13 protein-coding genes are annotated in these 18,923 nt (G+C 70.5%); 3 read left to right on the top strand and 10 right to left on the bottom strand.

Annotated elements, in window-relative coordinates; genetic code table 11:
• Window positions 1-73: 73 nt before the first annotated feature.
• Complete coding sequence (locus tag ACTRO_RS32700) at window positions 74-1,762, bottom strand: type 2 periplasmic-binding domain-containing protein (protein WP_034269401.1); 1,689 nt, start codon at window positions 1,760-1,762, stop codon at window positions 74-76.
• A gap of 359 nt (window positions 1,763-2,121) precedes the next feature.
• Between ACTRO_RS32700 and ACTRO_RS32695 the strand changes: the two genes are divergently transcribed.
• Both ACTRO_RS32695 and ACTRO_RS32690 read left to right on the top strand, forming a co-directional pair.
• Window positions 2,122-4,602 (top strand): beta-glucosidase, encoded by a 2,481-nt coding sequence (locus tag ACTRO_RS32695; RefSeq protein WP_245594564.1) that lies wholly within the window; start codon window positions 2,122-2,124, stop codon window positions 4,600-4,602.
• Entirely contained in the window at window positions 4,599-6,029 is a 1,431-nt protein-coding gene (locus ACTRO_RS32690) for an alpha-L-fucosidase (protein ID WP_084316686.1), read from the top strand. Before ACTRO_RS32695 ends, ACTRO_RS32690 begins: the two co-directional genes overlap by 4 nt.
• A gap of 97 nt (window positions 6,030-6,126) precedes the next feature.
• Here ACTRO_RS32690 and ACTRO_RS32685 read toward each other — a convergent pair whose 3' ends face one another.
• From ACTRO_RS32685 to rpsA, 8 genes are all read right to left on the bottom strand, one after another.
• On the bottom strand, window positions 6,127-7,329 hold the full coding sequence (locus ACTRO_RS32685) for a hypothetical protein (protein ID WP_034269396.1): 1,203 nt from the start codon (window positions 7,327-7,329) through the stop codon (window positions 6,127-6,129).
• A gap of 180 nt (window positions 7,330-7,509) precedes the next feature.
• Window positions 7,510-9,603, bottom strand: coding sequence for an excinuclease ABC subunit UvrB (gene uvrB / locus ACTRO_RS32680; protein WP_034269393.1), 2,094 nt, complete (start codon window positions 9,601-9,603; stop codon window positions 7,510-7,512).
• A gap of 87 nt (window positions 9,604-9,690) precedes the next feature.
• Window positions 9,691-10,530, bottom strand: coding sequence for a class I SAM-dependent methyltransferase (locus ACTRO_RS32675; RefSeq protein WP_211244481.1), 840 nt, complete (start codon window positions 10,528-10,530; stop codon window positions 9,691-9,693).
• A gap of 80 nt (window positions 10,531-10,610) precedes the next feature.
• Window positions 10,611-11,375 (bottom strand): decaprenylphospho-beta-D-erythro-pentofuranosid-2-ulose 2-reductase, encoded by a 765-nt coding sequence (gene dprE2 / locus ACTRO_RS32670; RefSeq protein ID WP_034269390.1) that lies wholly within the window; start codon window positions 11,373-11,375, stop codon window positions 10,611-10,613.
• A 31-nt stretch (window positions 11,376-11,406) separates the two neighbouring features.
• Complete coding sequence (gene dprE1 / locus ACTRO_RS32665; RefSeq protein ID WP_084316685.1) at window positions 11,407-12,816, bottom strand: decaprenylphosphoryl-beta-D-ribose oxidase; 1,410 nt, start codon at window positions 12,814-12,816, stop codon at window positions 11,407-11,409.
• Window positions 12,806-13,786, bottom strand: coding sequence for a decaprenyl-phosphate phosphoribosyltransferase (locus ACTRO_RS32660; RefSeq protein WP_034269387.1), 981 nt, complete (start codon window positions 13,784-13,786; stop codon window positions 12,806-12,808). The genes dprE1 and ACTRO_RS32660 overlap by 11 nt, the downstream gene beginning before the upstream one ends.
• Before the next feature lie 74 nt (window positions 13,787-13,860).
• A complete protein-coding gene (coaE, locus tag ACTRO_RS32655; protein ID WP_034269384.1) occupies window positions 13,861-14,469 on the bottom strand; it encodes a dephospho-CoA kinase in 609 nt (202 codons plus the stop codon).
• A gap of 148 nt (window positions 14,470-14,617) precedes the next feature.
• Window positions 14,618-16,111, bottom strand: coding sequence for a 30S ribosomal protein S1 (gene rpsA / locus ACTRO_RS32650; RefSeq protein ID WP_034269381.1), 1,494 nt, complete (start codon window positions 16,109-16,111; stop codon window positions 14,618-14,620).
• A gap of 310 nt (window positions 16,112-16,421) precedes the next feature.
• On the opposite strand from rpsA, the gene ACTRO_RS32645 reads away from it, so the two are divergent.
• On the top strand, window positions 16,422-17,270 hold the full coding sequence (locus tag ACTRO_RS32645; RefSeq protein ID WP_245594563.1) for a class I SAM-dependent methyltransferase: 849 nt from the start codon (window positions 16,422-16,424) through the stop codon (window positions 17,268-17,270).
• A 66-nt stretch (window positions 17,271-17,336) separates the two neighbouring features.
• Here ACTRO_RS32645 and ACTRO_RS32640 read toward each other — a convergent pair whose 3' ends face one another.
• Entirely contained in the window at window positions 17,337-18,917 is a 1,581-nt protein-coding gene (locus ACTRO_RS32640; protein WP_084315930.1) for an IS1182 family transposase, read from the bottom strand.
• Window positions 18,918-18,923 lie beyond the last annotated feature (6 nt).

Genomic DNA, 18,923 nt, shown 5'->3' with positions numbered 1-18,923 from the left:
GCGGCAGGGCCGGGCGGAGCCTGCCCCGCGCCGCTCGCGCGCCGCGGGGGATCCGCCCGGTCTCAGCCTGGAATCAGTTACCGGTGCCGTACTTCTTGGCAACGCCCTCGTAGAAGGCGCGCAGCGTGTTGCCGCCCTGGTTCTTCCAAGTGGTGAGCGCGTTCTGGTAGTCCGTCACCGTCTTGCGGCCGAGGCGCACGTCGGTGATGACCGACTCGAGCGCGGTGGTCGCCTTGGCGGTCGACGCCGGCTCGGTGATGTTCATCGCGAAGAAGAGCGGCTTGTACGCGTGCTGGACCGCGTCCGCCTGCCAGGCCGCGTAGTCCTGGGTGATCTGGTTGAAGCCGGCGTTGTAGATGACCGCCTGGCAGTTCGCGAGCTGGTCGAAGGTGTCGATGACGACCTTGTTGCCCTCGCTGGTCAGCGTCGGGCCGTTGGCGGTGATCGTGTAGTCGGTGCCCGACTGGCCGTAGCGCGCGACCAGGTACTCCTGGCTGCCGTAGGGGGCGGCGAGGAAGTTGGCGATCCGCAGCAGTTCCTTGACCTGGGCGTCGGACAGGTTCTTGTTGAGGTACGAGAACATGCCGGCGCCGGCCTCGAGGCCGATCTTCGGGGTGGAGCCGTCGAAGGAGAAGATCTTGAAGGCCTGCCGCTCGTAGCCCTTGTTGGCGGCCTGGCCGCTCTGCGCGTCCGCGCCCACCCACGCGCCGTTGCCGTCGGCCGTGATCACGGTCTTGCCGGCCCAGAAGCGGTTCTTCGCGTTCTGCGAGTCTCCGGCGATGGCAGAGGGGTGCACCCAGCCGCCCTTGGCGAGCGAGGAGGCGAACTCCAGCATCTCCACGTACTCGGGCATCTCGTACTTGGAGATGAAGTTGCCGCTGGAGTCCTTCGTGAAGCCCACACCCGAGGAGATCGGGATGTTGAACATCTGGAAGAGGTAGATGCCCAGGTCATCGAAGGCGTACTGGCCCTTGGACTTGTTGGTCAGCTCGGCGCCGAGCGCCTTGAGCGCGTCCGCGCTGGTGATCGTGGAGGCGTCGATGCCGGCGGTCTTGAAGATGTCCGCGCGGTAGTAGATCATGCCCGCGAACGAGGCGCCCGAGGTCCACAGCGGAATGCCGTACAGCTTGCCGTTCCACACACCCGCGGACCAGCCGGTGGAGGGGATCGCGGCGAGGTTCGGGTAGTCCAGCGCCTTGTCGCCCGCGAGGTAGGGCGTGAGGTCCTTGAAGTACTTCTCGACACCCTCGGAGAAGTTCTGGATCGCGGCGGTGTTCCAGCCCGGCACGTCCAGCCAGTCCGGGATGTTCCCGGAGGCGAAGAGGGTGGAGAGCATCGTGGCGTAGTTGTTGCCGTCCGAGGGGTTCTCGTTCAGCGTGGCGCCCAGGGCCGCGTTCACGGCCTTGTAGTAGCTGTTGCCGGCCGGCGGGACCGAGCCCCAGATCGGGGTCACCGTCTTGTAGGTGCCGCCGGAGCCGATCGTGCCGGTCACGGTCTTGACCGGGTTGGCCGGGAAGTTCAGGAAGCCCGGGTCGGTGGCCGAGCCGACGGCGCCCGCGACCGAGGGGATGTCGGCGGTGACCGCGCTGGAGGCCTTATAGGTCGGAATGACGGCCTTCACGGCGGACTTCGCCGTCACGCCGGTGGTACTGCTTGCGCTGCTGCCACAGGCGGAAAGCAACGGCACTCCGGCTACCGCGCCGGCGACACCCGCGGACGCGGTCACGAACCCGCGTCGGGTGAATGCGATGGAGCTCGGCATTGAACTCTCCAAGAGTGTGGGGTCGCTCGGCCGACCCACGGAGAGAGTCGTCGAAGCGCTTCAATGTTGGCTTGAGGTTAGGTCAGTAAAACGGCCCATGCAAGGGCGTTCGGTTACGATTCGATGACGAGGGCACTCGATGCCCGGTGGTCGATACCAGGGCCGACCTCCTCCCCCGCTGTACCACTACATCGCCTCTGAACTGCAAAGATTCTTTTGCTTACGGCCGGCGGACCGAGTTCCTGAGCTGGCCGGGGATTGACAGAAAGGGGGGTGGGATGGAACTTTCGAAGCGCTTCGATCAGATGCCCGTTTCCGTCCCGTCGCCTTCGCATCCCCCGAGTGAGAGAGTGGCCCTCGTGACCCCCACCCCTGAACAGCAGGCCGAGTCGCTGCTGGCCGAACTGACCGTCCAGGAGAAGGTGGCCTTCCTGCACCAGCACCAGCCGGCCGTCGAACGGCTCGGCCTGGCGAAGTTCCTGACCGGGTGCGAGGGCTTGCACGGGGTGGCCTGGATCGGCGAGGCGACGGTCTTCCCGCAGGCGGTGGGCCTGGGCGCGACCTGGGACCGGGAGCTGGTGCGGCGGGTGGGCGAGGCGGTCTCGACCGAGGTGCGCGCGTTCAGCCAGGACACCGCGAACGCGTACCAGGACAGCGGCCAGTTCGAGAAGCCGGCGCAGGTCTCGCTCAACGTGTGGGCGCCGGTGGTCAACCCGCTGCGCGACCCGCGCTGGGGCCGCAACGAGGAGGGTTACAGCGAGGACCCGTACGCGACCGCGCAGATCGCCACCGCTTTCTGCCGCGGACTGCGGGGCGAGCACCCCACGGTGTGGCGCACCACGCCGGTGCTCAAGCACTTCCTCGCGTACAACATCGAGACGGACCGCGACCTGATCGACGTGCGGGTGCCGGACCGGGTCCTGCACGAATACGAGCTCCCGGCCTTCCGCGGACCGATCGAGGCGGGCGTGGCCGCCGGTGTGATGCCCGGCTACAACCTGACCAACGGCGTGCCCAACCATGTCCACCCGCTGATCAATGACGCGCTGCGCGCCTGGGACCCGGATCTCGCGGTGTGCTCGGACGCGCAGGCCCCGTCGAACCTGGTCGAACGGGAGAAGTACTTCGACGACCACGCCGTCTCGCACGCCGCCGCGCTCAAGGCGGGCGTGGACAGCTACACCGACAACGCCACGGACAGCGTTCCGACGATCGAGCGCTTCACCGCGGCGCTGGAACGCGGCCTGATCACCGAGTCCGACGTGGACGCCGCGGTGCGCCGGCTGCTGCTCCTGCGCGCGCGGACCGCGGAGTTCGCCAAGGACTCCGACCCGTACGCCGACATCAAGGCCGACGTCATCGACAGCGCGGAGCACCGCGCGCTCGCCCGCGAGGCGGCTGAGGCGTCCGTGGTGCTGCTCAAGAACGAGGACGCCGCGCTTCCCCTGCCGACCGGCCAGGACGCGCCCGAACGCATCGCCGTCATCGGCCACCTGGGCACGCGGGTACTGACCGACTGGTACAGCGGCACGCTGCCCTACTCGGTGTCCATCGCGGACGCCCTGACCAGCGCGTACGCCGAAGCCGGGACGCAGATCGGCACGACTGACGGCGCCGACCTGGTGGTGCTGCGGGTCGTGGACGAGGCCTCCGGCGAGCCCGTCGAGTTCGGTCCGTACCGGCACCAGGACTGGGGCACCAGCGTGCAGTGCCCGCTGCCGGTGCACACGCTGCAGTCCGTCGAGAACGGGCGCTACCTGACGCTCACCGGCAAGAACGACGAGGGCGTCGAGGCCGCCGCGGACGCCCCGGACGGCTGGATCGTCAAGGAACTCTGGGAGTTCGAAGCCGCTCCGGACACCGCCGCGGACGCTGCCGGCGGTGAAACTTTCACGCTGCGCTCCAACGCGCCGGAGCGCCGTAAGTACGTCCGCGTCGAACCGTCGACCGGTGCGCTGCTGGCCGATGTCGAGGATTTCGCCGCCGCCACCCGCTTCCGGCTGGACGTCGTGGAGTCGGGCGAGCAGGCCGCCGCAGAGCTCGCGGCCTCGGCCGACCGCGTCGTGCTGGTGCTCGGCAACGACCCGCACATCAACGGCCGGGAGACCGTGGACCGCGACGGCCTCGAGCTGCCGGCCCGGCAGGAGCGGCTGCTGCGCGCGGTGCAGCAGGCCAACCCGGAGACCGTGCTCGTGCTGGTCTCCAGCTACCCGTATGCGATCGATTTCGCAGCCCGGAGCCTGCCGGCGGTCCTGTGGACCTCGCACGGCGGCCAGGAGCTCGGCACCGCGGTGGCCGGCGCGCTCACCGGGCGGAGCAACCCCTCGGGTCGGCTGCCGCAGACCTGGTACGCGGCTTCGGCCGAACTTCCGGACCCGACCGACTACGACGTGATCGGATCCCGATGGACCTACCGGTACTCGCGGCGTGACCACTTGTATCCGTTCGGTCATGGTCTTTCCTACACGACGTTCGAGTACTCCGATCCGTCGGCGCAGGTGCAGGCAGAAGGACCGGGAGCGTTCACAGTAACCGTTAATCTCGACATAACCAACACCGGCCCCCGATTCGGACACGAGATCGCCCAGCTCTACGTGCGCCGGATCGGCGGCGAGGGCTTCGACGCCGAGGACGAGGCGCTGCGGATCCTGGTCGGTTTCGCGCGGATCGCGCTGGAGCCGGGCGAGCGGCGCGAGGTCGCCTTCGAAGTGGCTTCCGCCGGTCTGCAGCGGTGGTCCGCGGCTGAGGGACGCGCCTTCGTCGCAGCAGGCGAGTACGTGTTCGAGGTCGGCCGATCCAGCGCCGATCTGCCGGCGAGCGTGCACGTGGAGCTGGCGTGACCTCGGCGGACCGGTACGAGGCGAGCTGGGAATCCCTGGCCGCCTACCGGGTCCCGGACTGGTTCAGGGACGCGAAGTTCGGCATCTTCGTGCACTGGGGCCCCTACAGCGTGCCCGCCTACAGCAACGAGTGGTACTCGCGGAACATGTACCGCACGGACAAGCCGGAGTTCGAGCACCACCGCGCCACCTGGGGACCGCAGAACGAGTTCGGCTACAAGGACTTCATCCCGCTGCTGACCGGCGAGTCCTTCGACCCGGACGCCTGGGCCGCGCTCTTCCGCGAAGCCGGCGCGCAGTACGTGGTCCCGGTGGCCGAGCACCACGACGGGTTCGCCATGTACCGCAGCGAGCTCAACCCGTGGAACGCCACGGTGATGGGCCCGAAGCGGGACGTGATCGGCGAGCTGGCCGAGGCGGTACGCCGCCGGGCGATGGTCTTCGGAGTCTCCACCCACCGTGCCGAGCACTGGTGGTTCCTCGAGGGCGGGATGGCCTTCGATTCGGACGTGCGCGATCCGCGTTACGCCTCGCTCTACGGCCCGGCGCAGCCGCAGCACCTCGCACCGAGCAAGCAGTTCCTGGACGAATGGGCTGCGCACACGATCGAGCTCATCGACGCCTACGACCCGCAGTTGCTCTACTTCGACTGGTGGATCCACCGGCCTGCCTACACGCCGTACCTGCCGAAGCTCGCCGCGCACTACTACAACCGGCTCGCCGACGCCGGGCTCGAGCCCGTCCTGACGTACAAGGACGGCGCTTTCCCGGTCGGCACGGCGGTCGAGGACATCGAGCGCGGCGCGAGCGCTACGCTGCGGCCACGTCCGTGGCAGGCGTGCACGGCGGTCTCGCGTAAATCCTGGTGCTACGTCGAGGACCCGGAGTACAAGACCCCGCGGGAGCTCGTCGGCACGCTCATGGACACGGTCGCCAAGAACGGCTGCCTGCTGCTGAACGTCGGACCCAAGGCCGACGGCACGATCGCCGAGGACGAGGCACAGATCCTGCGCGAGGTAGGGGCCTGGCTCGCGGTCAACGGCGAGGCCGTGTACGGCACCCGGCCATGGGCCGTCTACGGCGAAGGCCCGGCCAAGTCCATCGAGGGCGGCTTCTCCGAGGGCGACCAGGCCGGATACGGCCCGCGCGACCTGCGTTTCACCACTCGGGAGGGGCTGCTGTACGTGCTCTCCCTCGCCGCGCCGGAGGACGGACGGATCGAGATCCGTTCGCTCGGAGCGGATCTGACGCTCTACCACGGCAAGATCGGCCGGATCGAGCTGCTCGGCCACACCGGCGAGTTCGAACCGCGGCCACTCGAGTTCGAGCAGGGCCCGCACGCGCTGACCGTGCGCCTGCCGGAGTCCTGGGCCACCGGGCACCAGGCGGCGGTGCCGCTGCCGGTGCTCCGGATCACAGCTGCCTGACGCACAGGGAACATGCGGCGCCCGTGCGATCCGCGCGGATCGCACGGGCGCCGCATGGTGTGTCCACGGGCTGTGCCGGCTTACGGGCCATGCCGGTTCAGGGGAAGCCGGGACCGCCGTCGACCGGGATGTACGCGGCGTACCAGCCGGCGGCGACGGCCAGCACGGCGAGCAGCACCCAGACCACCCAGCGGCGGCGGATCGAGGCGAGCCAGCCGGCCGGCGCCAGCAGCACCGGGAAGACCGCGAGCATCTCGCGCGGGACGACGGAGTAGTCGTGGATCGCGGCGTAGATCAGGACGGCCACGATGCAGGTGTAGGTCAGCAGCTGCCAGGCCTGTCGCTGGACGAACATCACAATGATCAAAATGGGGACCACCAGCAGCACCGCCGTGGTGATGTGCGCCTGGCCGGTGTTGTAGCCGCCGACCGCCGAGCCCTCGACGCCGAGCCTGATCCGGTGCAGCAGGTCGCCGGCGTTGCCGAAGCCGGTGCCCCACTTCTTCTGCGCCCGCAGATATCCGCCGACGCTGCCCATCCGGTACGCCACATACGCGAGGAATCCGGCGGAGCCGATCGGCGCGATGATGAAGGCGGCCGGCGGCCGCCAGCCGGCCCGCTCACCGCTTCTGCGGGCCGAGACGAACTGCACGACCGCGCCGACGCACACCGTGGCGACGATCGCGTTCGCGGTCGGACGGGTGGCTCCGGCCAGGCAGGCGAGCACGGCCGCGGTGATCAGGGCGTGGCGCAGCAGCGCGTAGAGCGCCCACGCGGACAGGCAGATCGCGAGCGTGTCAGCGTACAGGGAGCCCTGGATCACGGCCGAGGGCATCAGCGCCCAGAGCACCGCGAAGATCAGGCCGGTGCGCGCGTCCCGCACGAGGCGGCCGATCTCGAACAGCGCCCAGGCCCCGGCGACGGCGGCGATCCAGGTGATCGCCAGGCCCACCGCGGTCACCGGCAGGCGGGTGACCCCGTGCCCGAGCCCCATCAGGCCCGGATAGAGCGGATCGAAGGCGAAGGGCGAGAGGTTCGGCGAGATCGAGGTGTCGTAGCCGCGCTCGGCGATCTTCTGGTACCAGCCCGAGTCGACGAACACGAACATGCCGCGGCTGGCGTAGCCGTGGCCGCTCGAGAGCAGGCCGAACACGAGCGTGCCCACCAGGCGTGCGGCCAGATACGCGGCCATCGCGGGCCACGCGCGCCGCGCCGAGCGCAGCGCGCCCGAGCGGAGGGCGGCGACGGCCGAGCGATCGTGCTGAGCCGGTACCTGGTGCTCGGTCGTGCTACTGGTCACGGTGTCGCTGTCCGTCCTTCGTGCCGTACCGGCGGGCGAGGCGCACGGATGCGCGCTCGGCCGCCCCCGGCAAGCCTGCGGGTGAACCGCGCGCGAGCGCGCGGTTAGCCTGAGCTAAGGCCGGATCCTATCGCGCCGCCGAGGGCGCCGACGCACGCCCGGCGCCGCTCAGCCGGCCGTTCACACCCCGGCCGCGCGCATCCCGCGCAGCTCCTTCTTCAGCTCCGAGATCTCGTCGCGGAACCGCGCCGCGAGCTCGAAGTGCAGCTCCGCCGCAGCCGTGTGCATCTGCTGGGAGAGGTCCTCGATCAGCGCCTCGAGCTCCTCGGCCGGCTTGCCCACGTAGTCCACGCTGGTCACGCCGCGCGAGCCGACGCCCGGCACCGGCGAACGGCCCTTGCCCTGGGGCTTGCTCAGCAGCTCGCGCGTGTCGGCGTCCTCGCGGATGAGCGAGTCGGTGATGTCGGCGATCTTCTTGCGCAGCGGCGTCGGGTCGATGCCGTGCTCGGTGTTGTACGCCTGCTGCTTCGCCCGGCGCCGGTTGGTCTCGTCGATCGCCTTGGCCATGGCCGGGGTGATCTTGTCGGCGTACATGTGCACCTGGCCGCCGACGTTGCGCGCCGCCCGGCCGATGGTCTGGATCAGCGAGGTCGGGCTGCGCAGGAAGCCCTCCTTGTCCGCGTCCAGGATCGCCACCAGCGAGACCTCGGGCAGGTCCAGGCCCTCGCGCAGCAGGTTGATGCCGACCAGCACGTCGAACACGCCGAGCCGCAGCTCCCGCAGCAGCTCCACCCGGCGCAGCGTGTCGATGTCCGAGTGCAGATAGCGCACCTTGACGCCGAGCTCGAGCAGATAGTCGGTCAGGTCCTCGGACATCTTCTTGGTCAGCGTCGTCACCAGCACCCGCTCGCCGCGCTGCTCGCGCAGGCGGATCTCGTGCACCAGGTCGTCGATCTGGCCCTCGGTCGGCTTGACCACGACCTCCGGGTCCACCAGGCCGGTCGGGCGGATCACCTGCTCGACCACCTCGCCGCCGGCCTGGGCCAGCTCGTACGGGCCGGGGGTGGCGGAGAGGTAGACCGTCTGCCCGATCCGCTGGACGAACTCCTCCCACTTGAGCGGGCGGTTGTCCAGCGCGGAGGGCAGCCGGAAGCCGAAGTCCACCAGGTTGCGCTTGCGCGAGGTGTCGCCCTCGTACATCGCGCCGATCTGCGGGACGGTCTGGTGCGACTCGTCGATGACCAGCAGGAAGTCGTCGGGGAAGTAGTCGAGCAGGGTGTTCGGCGCCGTCCCGGCCTCGCGGCCGTCGATGTGCCGGGAGTAGTTCTCGATGCCGGAGCAGAACCCGACCTCGCGCATCATCTCCACGTCGTAGGTGGTGCGCATGCGCAGCCGCTGCGCCTCGAGCAGCTTGCCCTGCCGCTCGAGCACGGCGAGGCGCTCCTCGAGCTCGGCCTCGATCCCGGCGATGGCCCGTTCCATCCGCTCCGGGCCGGCGACGTAGTGCGTGGCCGGGAAGACGTAGATCTCCTGGTCGTCGGTCAGGATCTCGCCGGTGACCGGGTGCAGGGTCATCAGCCGCTCGATCTCGTCGCCGAACATCTCCACCCGGACCGGGTGCTCCTCGTACATCGGGAAGATGTCGACGGTGTCGCCGCGCACCCGGAAGGTGCCGCGGGTGAAGGCCACGTCGTTGCGGGCGTACTGCACCGCGACGAGCCGGCGCAGCAGCTGGTCGAGCCCGTACTCCTCGCCGACCCGCAGGCGCACCATGCGGTCGACGTACTCCTGCGGCGTGCCGAGGCCGTAGATGCAGGAGACGGACGCGACCACGATCACGTCCCGCCTGGTCAGCAGGGAGCTGGTGGCGGAGTGGCGCAGCCGCTCGACCTCGTCGTTGACGGACGAGTCCTTCTCGATGTAAGTGTCGGTCTGCGCCACGTACGCCTCAGGCTGGTAGTAGTCGTAGTACGAGACGAAGTACTCGACCGCGTTGTTGGGCAGCAGCTCGCGGAACTCGTTGGCCAGCTGCGCGGCCAGGGTCTTGTTCGGCGCCAGCACCAGGGTGGGGCGCTGCAGCCGCTCGATCAGCCAGGCCGTGGTGGCCGACTTGCCGGTGCCGGTCGCGCCGAGCAGGACGACGTTCTTGTTCCCGCCGCGTACCCGGCGCTCGAGCTCGGCGATGGCCTCGGGCTGGTCGCCCGAGGGGTTGTATTCGCTGATCACCTCGAAGGGGGCAACGCTGCGTTCCAGATCCGTCGTCGGTCGCGTCATGCCCTCCAGGCTAGACGTGCCCTCCGACAGCCGCTGCCACCGCAGCCGTCACCGCAGGTCAGCGGTTCGGGCTGGTTGTGGCGGCGGTCACGGCCGACGCCAGATCCGGATCTCGGTGCTCGGCTGCCGCCGCGAGAAGAGCCCGGACGGCGAGACCTCGGCCAGCAGCCGGCGCAGGTCCGCCTCGAACTCGGCGAGCCGCTCGCCGAACAGGTGCGGCGCCGAGCCCGAGAGCGAGAAGACCTCCGCGACGACCACGTCCGCCGTGCGCTCGAGATGAGCGCCACCGGGCAGCAGATGGCCTTCGAAGTCGCCGAACCCGGCCCGCTCCAGCACCGCGCTCTCGCCGCCCGGCGTGCCGTTCGGCAGGGTCCCCTGCCCGGCTCGCCACACCGGCCCCAGATAGCTCTCGGCCAGCGCCTTGATCCGGTCGGTCGGAGTCGCCGGGTGCGGCACGGGCTCCCGGCCCAGGACGTCCACGTGCGGCTTGGAGATCAGCACGCACGCGCCGCCGGGCACGAGCGCGTCCCGCACCTTGGCCGCCACCAGGTCCCGGTCCATCCAGTGGAAGGACTGCCCGAAGACGGCGACCGTGAAGGTGCCGAGGCCTTCCGGCCACTGCTCGGCCCGCGCCTCGATCCACCGGGTCCGCCCGGCCAGCCCGGCCGCCTCGGCCCGGCTCGCGGCCTGCGCGATCATCCCGTCGTCCGGGTCCAGCCCGACGACCTCGGCGAAGCGGTCGGCCAGGGCCAGGCCGAGCGTGCCCGGCCCGCAGCCCACGTCCGCCAGCCGGCCGAGCCCGTCCAGCTCGAGCGTGTCCACCAGCACGTCCACCCAGCCGGCCACGTACGGCGGCCGCCCGGCCGCGTAGTACGCGGAGGCGCCCTCGAACAGGGTCTCGTCCCAGACCCAGTCGCCGATCGTCACGACGCTCCGCCCTTCGCCTCGGTGCACGAAGGCCGGATTATGCCAGGGCTCGATGAACGGCGGGTGGCGTACGCCCCTGATCAGGCCTGCTTCTCCACGACCTTGCGGAAGGCCGGCCGCGGCAGGTGGCGCAGGCCGGAGAAGACGTAGCGCAGCTGGGCCGGCACCCAGATCAGGTCGGCGTCCCGGCGCAGGCCGTCCACGATGCCCTCGGCCACGGCCTCCGGCGTGGTGGACATCGGCGACTTGGGCCGGCCCGCGGTCATCTTCGACTCGACGAACCCGGGCCGCACCACCATCACGTGCACGCCGGTGCCCTGCAGCGCGTCGCCGAGGCCCTGCGCGAAGGTGTCGAGGCCGGCCTTGCTCGAGCCGTAGATGAAGTTGTCCTTGCGCCCCCGCTCGGCCGCGACCGAGGAGAGCACCACCAGCGCGCCGTGGCCCTGCTTCTTCAGCGCCTCGGCCACCACCAGCGACGAGGTGACCGCGCCGACGTAGTTCGTCTGCGCCACCTTCGCTGCGGCCATCGGGTCGCGCTCGTCCGCGGCCTGGTCGCCGAGGACGCCGAAGGCCAGCAGCACCACGTCGATGTCGCCCTCGGCGAAGAGCGGGGCGAGGGTGTCGTCGTGGCCGGCGAACTCGAGCGCGTCGAACTCCACCACCCGCACCTCGGCGCCGAGGCCGCGCAGCAGGTCCGCGCCCGCCTCCATCCGCTCGGAGGGCCGCCCGGCCAGGATGATCCGCTTGGTCTTGTCCTGCGCCAGCCGGCGCGCGGTGGCCAGGGCGATGTCCGAGCCGCCGCCGAGCACCAGCAGCGACTGCACCGAACCGAGCGAGTCCTTCATATCATCGTCCTTACAGGTAGAGTCGGTGCCCTTACAGACCGAGCCGGCGGGACTGGTCCGAGACGAACACCCCGTGCGGGTCCGCCTCGGCCCGCACCTTGCGGAAGGCCTCCAGCCGCGGATACATCGCGGCCAGGTCCCCGGCGTCGAGCCGGGAGTCCTTCGCCAGGTAGAGCCGCCCGCCCGCCTCGAGCACCTGCGCGTCCATCCAGCGCAGCAGCCCGGCCAGCCCGGGCGTCCCGGTCGGGAAGTCGTAGGTGAGGGTCCAGCCGTCGGCCGGGAAGGACAGGTAACCGGGACTGGCCGGACCGAAACGCTTGAGCACCGTGACGAACGAGGGCGCGCCCTGCACGGCCACCCGCTCCACGATCCGGCGCAGCGTCGAGGCCGCGGCGAACGGCACCACGAACTGGTACTGCAGGAACCCGGCCGCGCCGTAGACCCGGTTCCAGTCGTGGATCGCGTCGAGAGGGTGGAAGAAGCCGCCGATGGTGGCCAGGTGCGGGCGGGCGTCCTTGGGCGCGCGGCGGAAGTTCGCCTCGTTCATCAGCCGGATGGTGCGGCGGTTGAGCAGGCCGCTGGGAAAGACGTCCGGCATCGCGGCCAGCGGCTTCGGGCTGAACGCCAGCGGGTTGCCGCGCAGCTTCTCCGGCAGCTGGTCGAGGGTGGCGAAGTTGCCGCTCTCCACCCAGCCGCGGCCGAGCGAGGGGCCGGTGGCGAGGTTGTCCAGGGAGGCGACGGAGAAGCGGTAGTCCGCGTCCGTGAGCGTCATCCGCTCCATCGCGTCGTCGAGGTTCGCCACGCGCTGGGTCTCGACCTGGATGCGCGAGGTCTCCACCCGCATCATCCGCAGCTTGGCGCGCACGATCACGCCGGTCAGGCCCATCCCGCCGGCCGTGGCCCAGAACAGCTCCGGCTCCGTCTCCGGCGTCAGGGTCCGGACGCTGCCGTCGGCGAGCAGGAGGTCGAGCTCGAGCACGTGCTGGGCGAACGAGCCGTCGGCGTGGTGGCTCTTGCCGTGGATGTCGCAGCCGATGGCTCCGCCGACCGTCACGTACCTGGTGCCGGGGGTGACCGGGACGAAGTAGCCGAACGGCAGCATCGCCTGCATCAGCTGCTGCAGGCTGACGCCGGGCTCGACCTCCACCGTGCCCTGATCCAGGTCGACGCCGAGGATGCGGTTCATGCCGGTGAGATCGAGCACGAGGCCGCCGGCGTTCTGCGCCGGGTCGCCGTAGGAGCGGCCCAGTCCGCGCGCCACGACGCCGCGCGGGCCGGCTCCGGCCACCGCCTCGGCGATCTGCTCCCGCGTGCGCGGCCGCACCACCTGCGCCACGGACGGGGCCGTGCGTCCCCAGCCGGTCAGCTTCTCCCGTCGCGGCTGCGGCACCGCGGCCACCTCCCACTGCTTGCCGGGCACGACCGCTGGATCAGTGCCCATTGAAGACTCCGATGGCGAAGAGCACCAGCCAGGCCGCGCCGATCGCCATGATGACCCTATCGCCCAGCACGACGTCCTCGGGCTCGCCCGCCTTGCCCGCGTCCACGAACATGGCGTAGCGCAGGAACAGGAAGGACCAGGCCACGATGGAGATCTCGTGCCAGTGCACGCCGTGCGTGGCGGCGTCGAGGTCGAAGGCCCACAGGCTGTAGGTGAGGATGGCCAGGCCCGCCATGGTCTGCCAGATGAAACGCAGGTAAGAGGCCGTATACGTGGCCAGCGAGCGCCGGGTGGCCGCGGCGCTCTCACCCATCAGGATCATCTCGGAGAAGCGCTTGCCCGCGACCATGAACAGCGAGCCGAAGGCGGTGGTGAGCAGGAACCACTGGGACAGGTCGATGCCCGCGGCCACGCCTCCGGCCATCGCCCGCAGCAGGAAGCCGCCGGCCACCAGGGCGAGGTCGACCACGAGCACGTGCTTGAACCAGGCGCTGTAGGACAGGTGCATGGCCAGGTAGACCATCACCAGCGCGACCAGCCCGCCGTTCTCGGTCGCGGCCACCGTGATGGCCGCGGCCGCGAGCACGGCGACGCCGACCCAGGCCAGCCGGATCGGCACGATCCCGGCCGCGATCGGGCGGTGCCGCTTGGTCGGGTGCAGCCGGTCGGCCTCGACGTCGAGCGCGTCGTTGGCGTAGTACACCGCCGACGCGGCCAGGCAGAAGGCGACGAAGGCCACCGCGACCGGCCCGAGGACGCTCGCATGGCCGATCGTGCCGGCCGCCAGCGGGGCGGTGAACACCAGCAGGTTCTTGATCCACTGCTTCGGCCTGGCCTCGCGGACCAGGCCGCGCACCAGGGTGGCGCGGTCGACGGGACCGGCGGCGGCGCGGGCGGATTCCGTGCCGTGCGGCAGATCGGGTTCGCCGAGCACGTCCGGTTGCTGGTGTTGCGCCGGGAATGAACTCACGACGTGCTCCTCACAGGGCTCTGAGAGTGCTCATAACGCGTCGGCGTCGGTTGCAGTACGGCTTGGGCACACTATCAGGATCCGTCGCGGCGGCCGGTGAGCTCTCGCCACAGCGCCCCCACGGCCTCGACGAGTTCGGCCTGCGTCCCGTCGTTCTCGATCACCCGGTCGGCCGCCGCGTTGCGCCGCTCCCGGGGCGCCTGCGCCGCGATCCGCGACTCGGCCTGCTCCCGGCTCATCCCGCGCAGCCGCACCAGCCGGTCGATCCGGACCTCGTCGCGCGCGTCCACCACGATGACGAAGTCGAACAGCGGTACCAGCCCGCCCTCGACGAGCAGCGGGATGTCCTGGACCACGATGCTGCCCTCCGGGGCGGCCGCGGCCCGCTCGGCCATCCACGCGCGCACCCTCGGATGGATGATCCGGTTGAGCTCCTCGCGCCGGGCCGTGTCGGAGAAGACCAGCTCGGCCAGGGCGGCACGGTCCAGCGAGCCGTCGCCGGCGAGCACGCCCTCGCCGAAGGCCTCGACCACCGCGGCCAGTGCGTCGGTGCCGGGCTCCACCACCGCGCGGGCGGCGAGGTCGGCGTCGAGCACGACCGCGCCGTGATCGGCGAGGCGCGCGGCCACCGCGCTCTTGCCCGCGCCGATGCCGCCGGTGAGTCCCACATGCAGGGTTCGCATATCCGGGAGAGTACCGTCCCCGGCTTCCGGGACGAGCGAGGGGCCCGCCCACCGTGATGGTGGACGGGCCCCTCGAAGCCGCTGTCAGCTCCTGGCGGTCAGCCGGCCGGAGTCCTGAAACTTCCAGGTCCGCCCGGCGCCGGGAGCGTCAGCTCTGGCCGCCGGCCAGCTTCTCCCGCAGCGCGGCGAGCTGGTCGTCGGACGCCAGGGTGCCGGTCGCCTCGCCGGAGGCGGCGGAGGAGGAGTAGCTCGACGGAGCCGCTCCGCCCTCGGCCGGGCCGGTGCCGTTCGCGGCGGCGTCGGCGTCGGCCTTGCGGGCCTCGGCGATCTGCTTCTGGTGCTGCTCGAACCGGGTCTGCGCCTCGGCGTACTGCGCCTCCCAGGTCTCGCGCTGGGAGTCGTAGCCCTCGAGCCACTCGCCCGTCTCCGGGTCGAAGCCCTCGGGGTAGACGTAGTTGCCCTCGGCGTCGTACGAGGCGGCCATGCCGTAGAGGGTCGGGTCGAACTGGTCGACCGTCGAGTCCCCGGTCAGGCCCTCGTTCGCCTGCTTGAGCGAGAGCGAGATGCGCCGGCGCTCCAGGTCGATGTCGATGACCTTGACGAAGATCTCGTCGGACACCTGGACGACCTGCTCCGGGATCTCCACGTGGCGCTCGGCCAGCTCGGAGATGTGCACCAGGCCCTCGATGCCCTCGTCCACCCGGACGAACGCGCCGAACGGCACCAGCTTGGTGACCCGGCCGGGCACGACCTGGCCGATCTGGTGGGTCCGGGCGAACTGCTGCCACGGGTCTTCCTGGGTCGCCTTGAGCGAGAGGGAGACGCGCTCGCGGTCCATGTCCACGTCCAGGACCTCGACCGTGACCTCCTGGCCGACCTCGACGACCTCGGAGGGGTGGTCGATGTGCTTCCAGGACAGCTCGGAGACGTGCACGAGGCCGTCCACGCCGCCCAGGTCCACGAAGGCGCCGAAGTTGACGATCGAGGAGACCACACCCGAGCGCACCTGGCCCTTGAGCAGGGTGGTGAGGAAGGTCTGGCGCACCTCGGACTGGGTCTGCTCGAGCCAGGCGCGGCGGGAGAGGACCACGTTGTTGCGGTTCTTGTCGAGCTCGATGATCTTGGCTTCGAGCTCCTTGCCGACGTACGGCTGCAGGTCGCGCACGCGGCGCATCTCGACCAGCGAGGCGGGCAGGAAGCCGCGCAGGCCGATGTCGATGATCAGACCGCCCTTGACCACCTCGATGACGGTACCGGTGACGATGCCGTCCTCGTCCTTGATCTTCTCGATCGTGCCCCAGGCGCGCTCGTACTGGGCGCGCTTCTTGGACAGGATCAGCCGGCCCTCCTTGTCCTCCTTCTGCAGGACCAGGGCCTCGACGTGGTCGCCGACCGACACGACCTCGTGCGGGTCGACGTCGTGCTTGATCGACAACTCGCGGGAGGGGATGACGCCTTCGGTCTTGTAGCCGATGTCGAGCAGGACCTCGTCACGGTCCACCTTGACGATGGTGCCGTCGACGATGTCGCCGTCGTTGAAGTACTTGATGGTCTCGTCGATCGCGGCGAGGAAGTCCTCCGCCGACCCGATGTCGTTGATGGCGACCTGCGGCGTGCGGGGGGTCTCGGTGCTGCTCGTCATGGGGGAAAGGGCTCCGGGCGGATGTAGTCGACTGTATGCACGCGGCGGAGGCCTGACTCGGGTGGCTGTTAACGTCCTGATCGCGACGAGCGGTGCGAGAACAGCGGTTCAGTCGGTGCGGTTCCCTCGGTCTGAAACCACACGGGTTCCGCAGCGCACAAGCCAGGATAGGCTCTGCGCGTATCCATGGTCAATCGCGCACGCCAGGAAGGTGTGCCGAGCGGGGGAACGCGAGCCCGGAGCGGGTCGCGCGATGCCGTCTGCAGTTGTGCGTTCACGGCACCGAGCCGGGTCACGAAAGGATAAGCGCGTGGAGGGCACGGAGTCGAGGGCTCCCGGGGGCGGATCCGGCAGCGGTGCGGCGGACCTGGTGGCGCGCCGCGAGGCGGCCCAGGACGAGACCGTCCGGGCGAACCGGACCTGGTGGGACGCGAACGCGGATGAATATCAGGCCGAGCACGGCGAGTACCTGGGCGACGCCCGGTTCCTGTGGTGTCCGGAGGGCCTCTACGAGGACGAGGTGAAGCTGCTCGGCGACGTCGCCGGGCTGGACGTGCTGGAGATCGGCTGCGGCGCGGCGCAGTGCGCCCGCTACCTGGCCGGCCGGGGCGCGCGGGTGGCGGCGCTGGACCTGTCCGCCCGGCAGCTGCAGCACGCGCGCCGGATCGACGAGCAGGAGGGCCGGGCGCCGCTGCGGCTGGTGCAGGCCGACGCCACCCGGCTGCCGTTCGCCGCGGAGAGCTTCGACATCCTGTGCTCCGCCTTCGGGGCGGTGCCGTTCGTGGCGGACTCGGCCCGGCTGATGCGGGAGGCGGCCCGGGTGCTGCGGCCGGGCGGGGTGTGGGCCTTCGCGGTGCCGCACCCGGTGCGCTGGGCGCTGCCCGACCTCCCGGGCGAGGAAGGGCTGGTGGTACGCCACTCCTACTTCGACCGGCGCCCCTACGTGGAGCAGGACGAGCAGGGCCGGGCGGACTACGTGGAGCACCACCGCACCCTCGGCGACCGCGTGCGGGAGCTGACCCGGGCGGGCCTGCGGCTGGTGGACCTGGTGGAGCCGGAGTACCCGCGCGACCTGGGCGAACCGTGGGGCGGCGGGTGGTCCGCGCTGCGCGGGGGCCTGATCCCCGGCACGGCCGTCTTCATCACCCGCAAGGACTAGAAGCGTCATGAAAATCTTCGTGTTCTGATGTGGTGGCCTGGCGTAGCCGGCCCGCCGCTCGCTTGTTCACGCTGGTGTGGGTAGCTGCCAGGCTCCGTCTGTGCGGGTGAGGCCGAGGTTGATGAGGGTGCGCAGGTTCAGGGCGGCGGCGCGGGTGTGGATCCAGGTGTTGTTGGGGATGGTGCCGCGGTAGCGCAGGCGGCGGTTGTTCCCGGCGACGAGCCAGGCGACGGCCCGTTCAACGGGTGGGCGCCAGCGGCGGTAGGCGGCCTGCCAGTCGGGGTCGGTGGTGGCCTGGCGTCGGGCGGCGGTCTGCTGGTCGTGGTGGGGTCGGATGGTCAGCACCCGGCCGGCCTTCGCTTTCGTGCACTGCTCGCGCAGCGGGCAGGTGGGGCACTGGTCGAAGACCGCTTTGCGCTGATGGTGGATTCCACTGGGTGGAGTGAGCGGGATGGTGTGCCCGGCGGGGCAGGTGACCTGTCCGGTGGTGTCGATGGCGAAGTCGTCGAGGCTGAAGCCGCCGGGTACGGCCGTGGTCAGCGGCGCGGGTTTGAGGAACAGGCGGTGTCCGCGCTCGAGCAGGGCGGCGCTGGCGCTCCCGCTGCTGTAGGCGGTGTCGCCGTACAGGTCCAGGCCGGTGGCCTGGTCGTCTTCGTTGATCAGGTCGAGGGCGACGGCGGCCTCGTGGTGCTCGGGCCCGGAGCCCGGGCGGATGGCGAGGGCGGTGTAGATCCCGGTCTCGGGTTCGATGGCGAGGTGGGCTTTGTATCCGTCCTGCTTGTGGGTGCGGGTCTTGTGCACGTGCCGTGATTCGGGATCGACGGTGGAGATCACGCGGTTCTCGGCGGTGCCGCGGGTGATGCGCCAGCGCCCGTCGCGCCCGTCGGAGTCCTCCGCGGGTTCGACGTCCTGGCCGGCGACGAGGGCGAGCAGGCCGAGGGCGTCTGCGGGCTTGGGGCCGTGCTCGCGCTCGGGCAGGGCCACCAGCAGCCGGATCGCGTCGGTCACCAGCGCGTCGACGAGTTCGGCCCGGGCCTGCGGGTCGTTCCAGGCGATCGCGGGTTTCCCGGGATCGGCGTAGTCGTGCGCGGTGCACACGGCCGCGACCACGTCCGCGGCACCGGGCACCTCGCGCGCGACGCGCCGGATCGCGGCGATGATCTGGGTGACGGTGTCCTGGGTGGCCACCGCGTCATCCAGCACGGTGGAATCCAGCGCCCGGCGCACCTTGCCCTTGAGGATCCCGGTCTCGGCCACCACCGCGCGCACGGCGGTGAAGATCCGCTGTGGGTCCGCGGAGCGCGACAGGCGTCGGCGGAAGTAGGCCAGCAGCGACGGGTCGAACCCGGTGTCATACAGCCCGAGCCCGCACGCGGCCTTCCACCGCAGGTCACAGCGCAGCTCCTGGACAGTGTCGAAGTCCGAGTGGCCGTTAAGGGCCTGGAGGGTGACGGCCGCGGCCAGGATCGCCGGAGGCATCGAGGGACGTCCGTTGCGCGAGGGGTACATGTCCGCGAACATCTCCGCCGGAAACAACGCCTCCCGGTGCTCGGCCAGGAACGCGAACACGCTCCCGGCCGGGATCAGCTCCCGGCACGTCGCCCACACATCTGGCCCGACCAGCTCACCCGTCCACTCACCCTGCATGACAGC

The organism is Actinospica robiniae DSM 44927 (genome assembly GCF_000504285.1).
In the GTDB taxonomy this organism is placed as follows: domain Bacteria; phylum Actinomycetota; class Actinomycetes; order Streptomycetales; family Catenulisporaceae; genus Actinospica; species Actinospica robiniae.
Note: the sequence above shows the minus strand (reverse complement) of the source record. Positions and strands in the feature narration are given on the sequence as shown.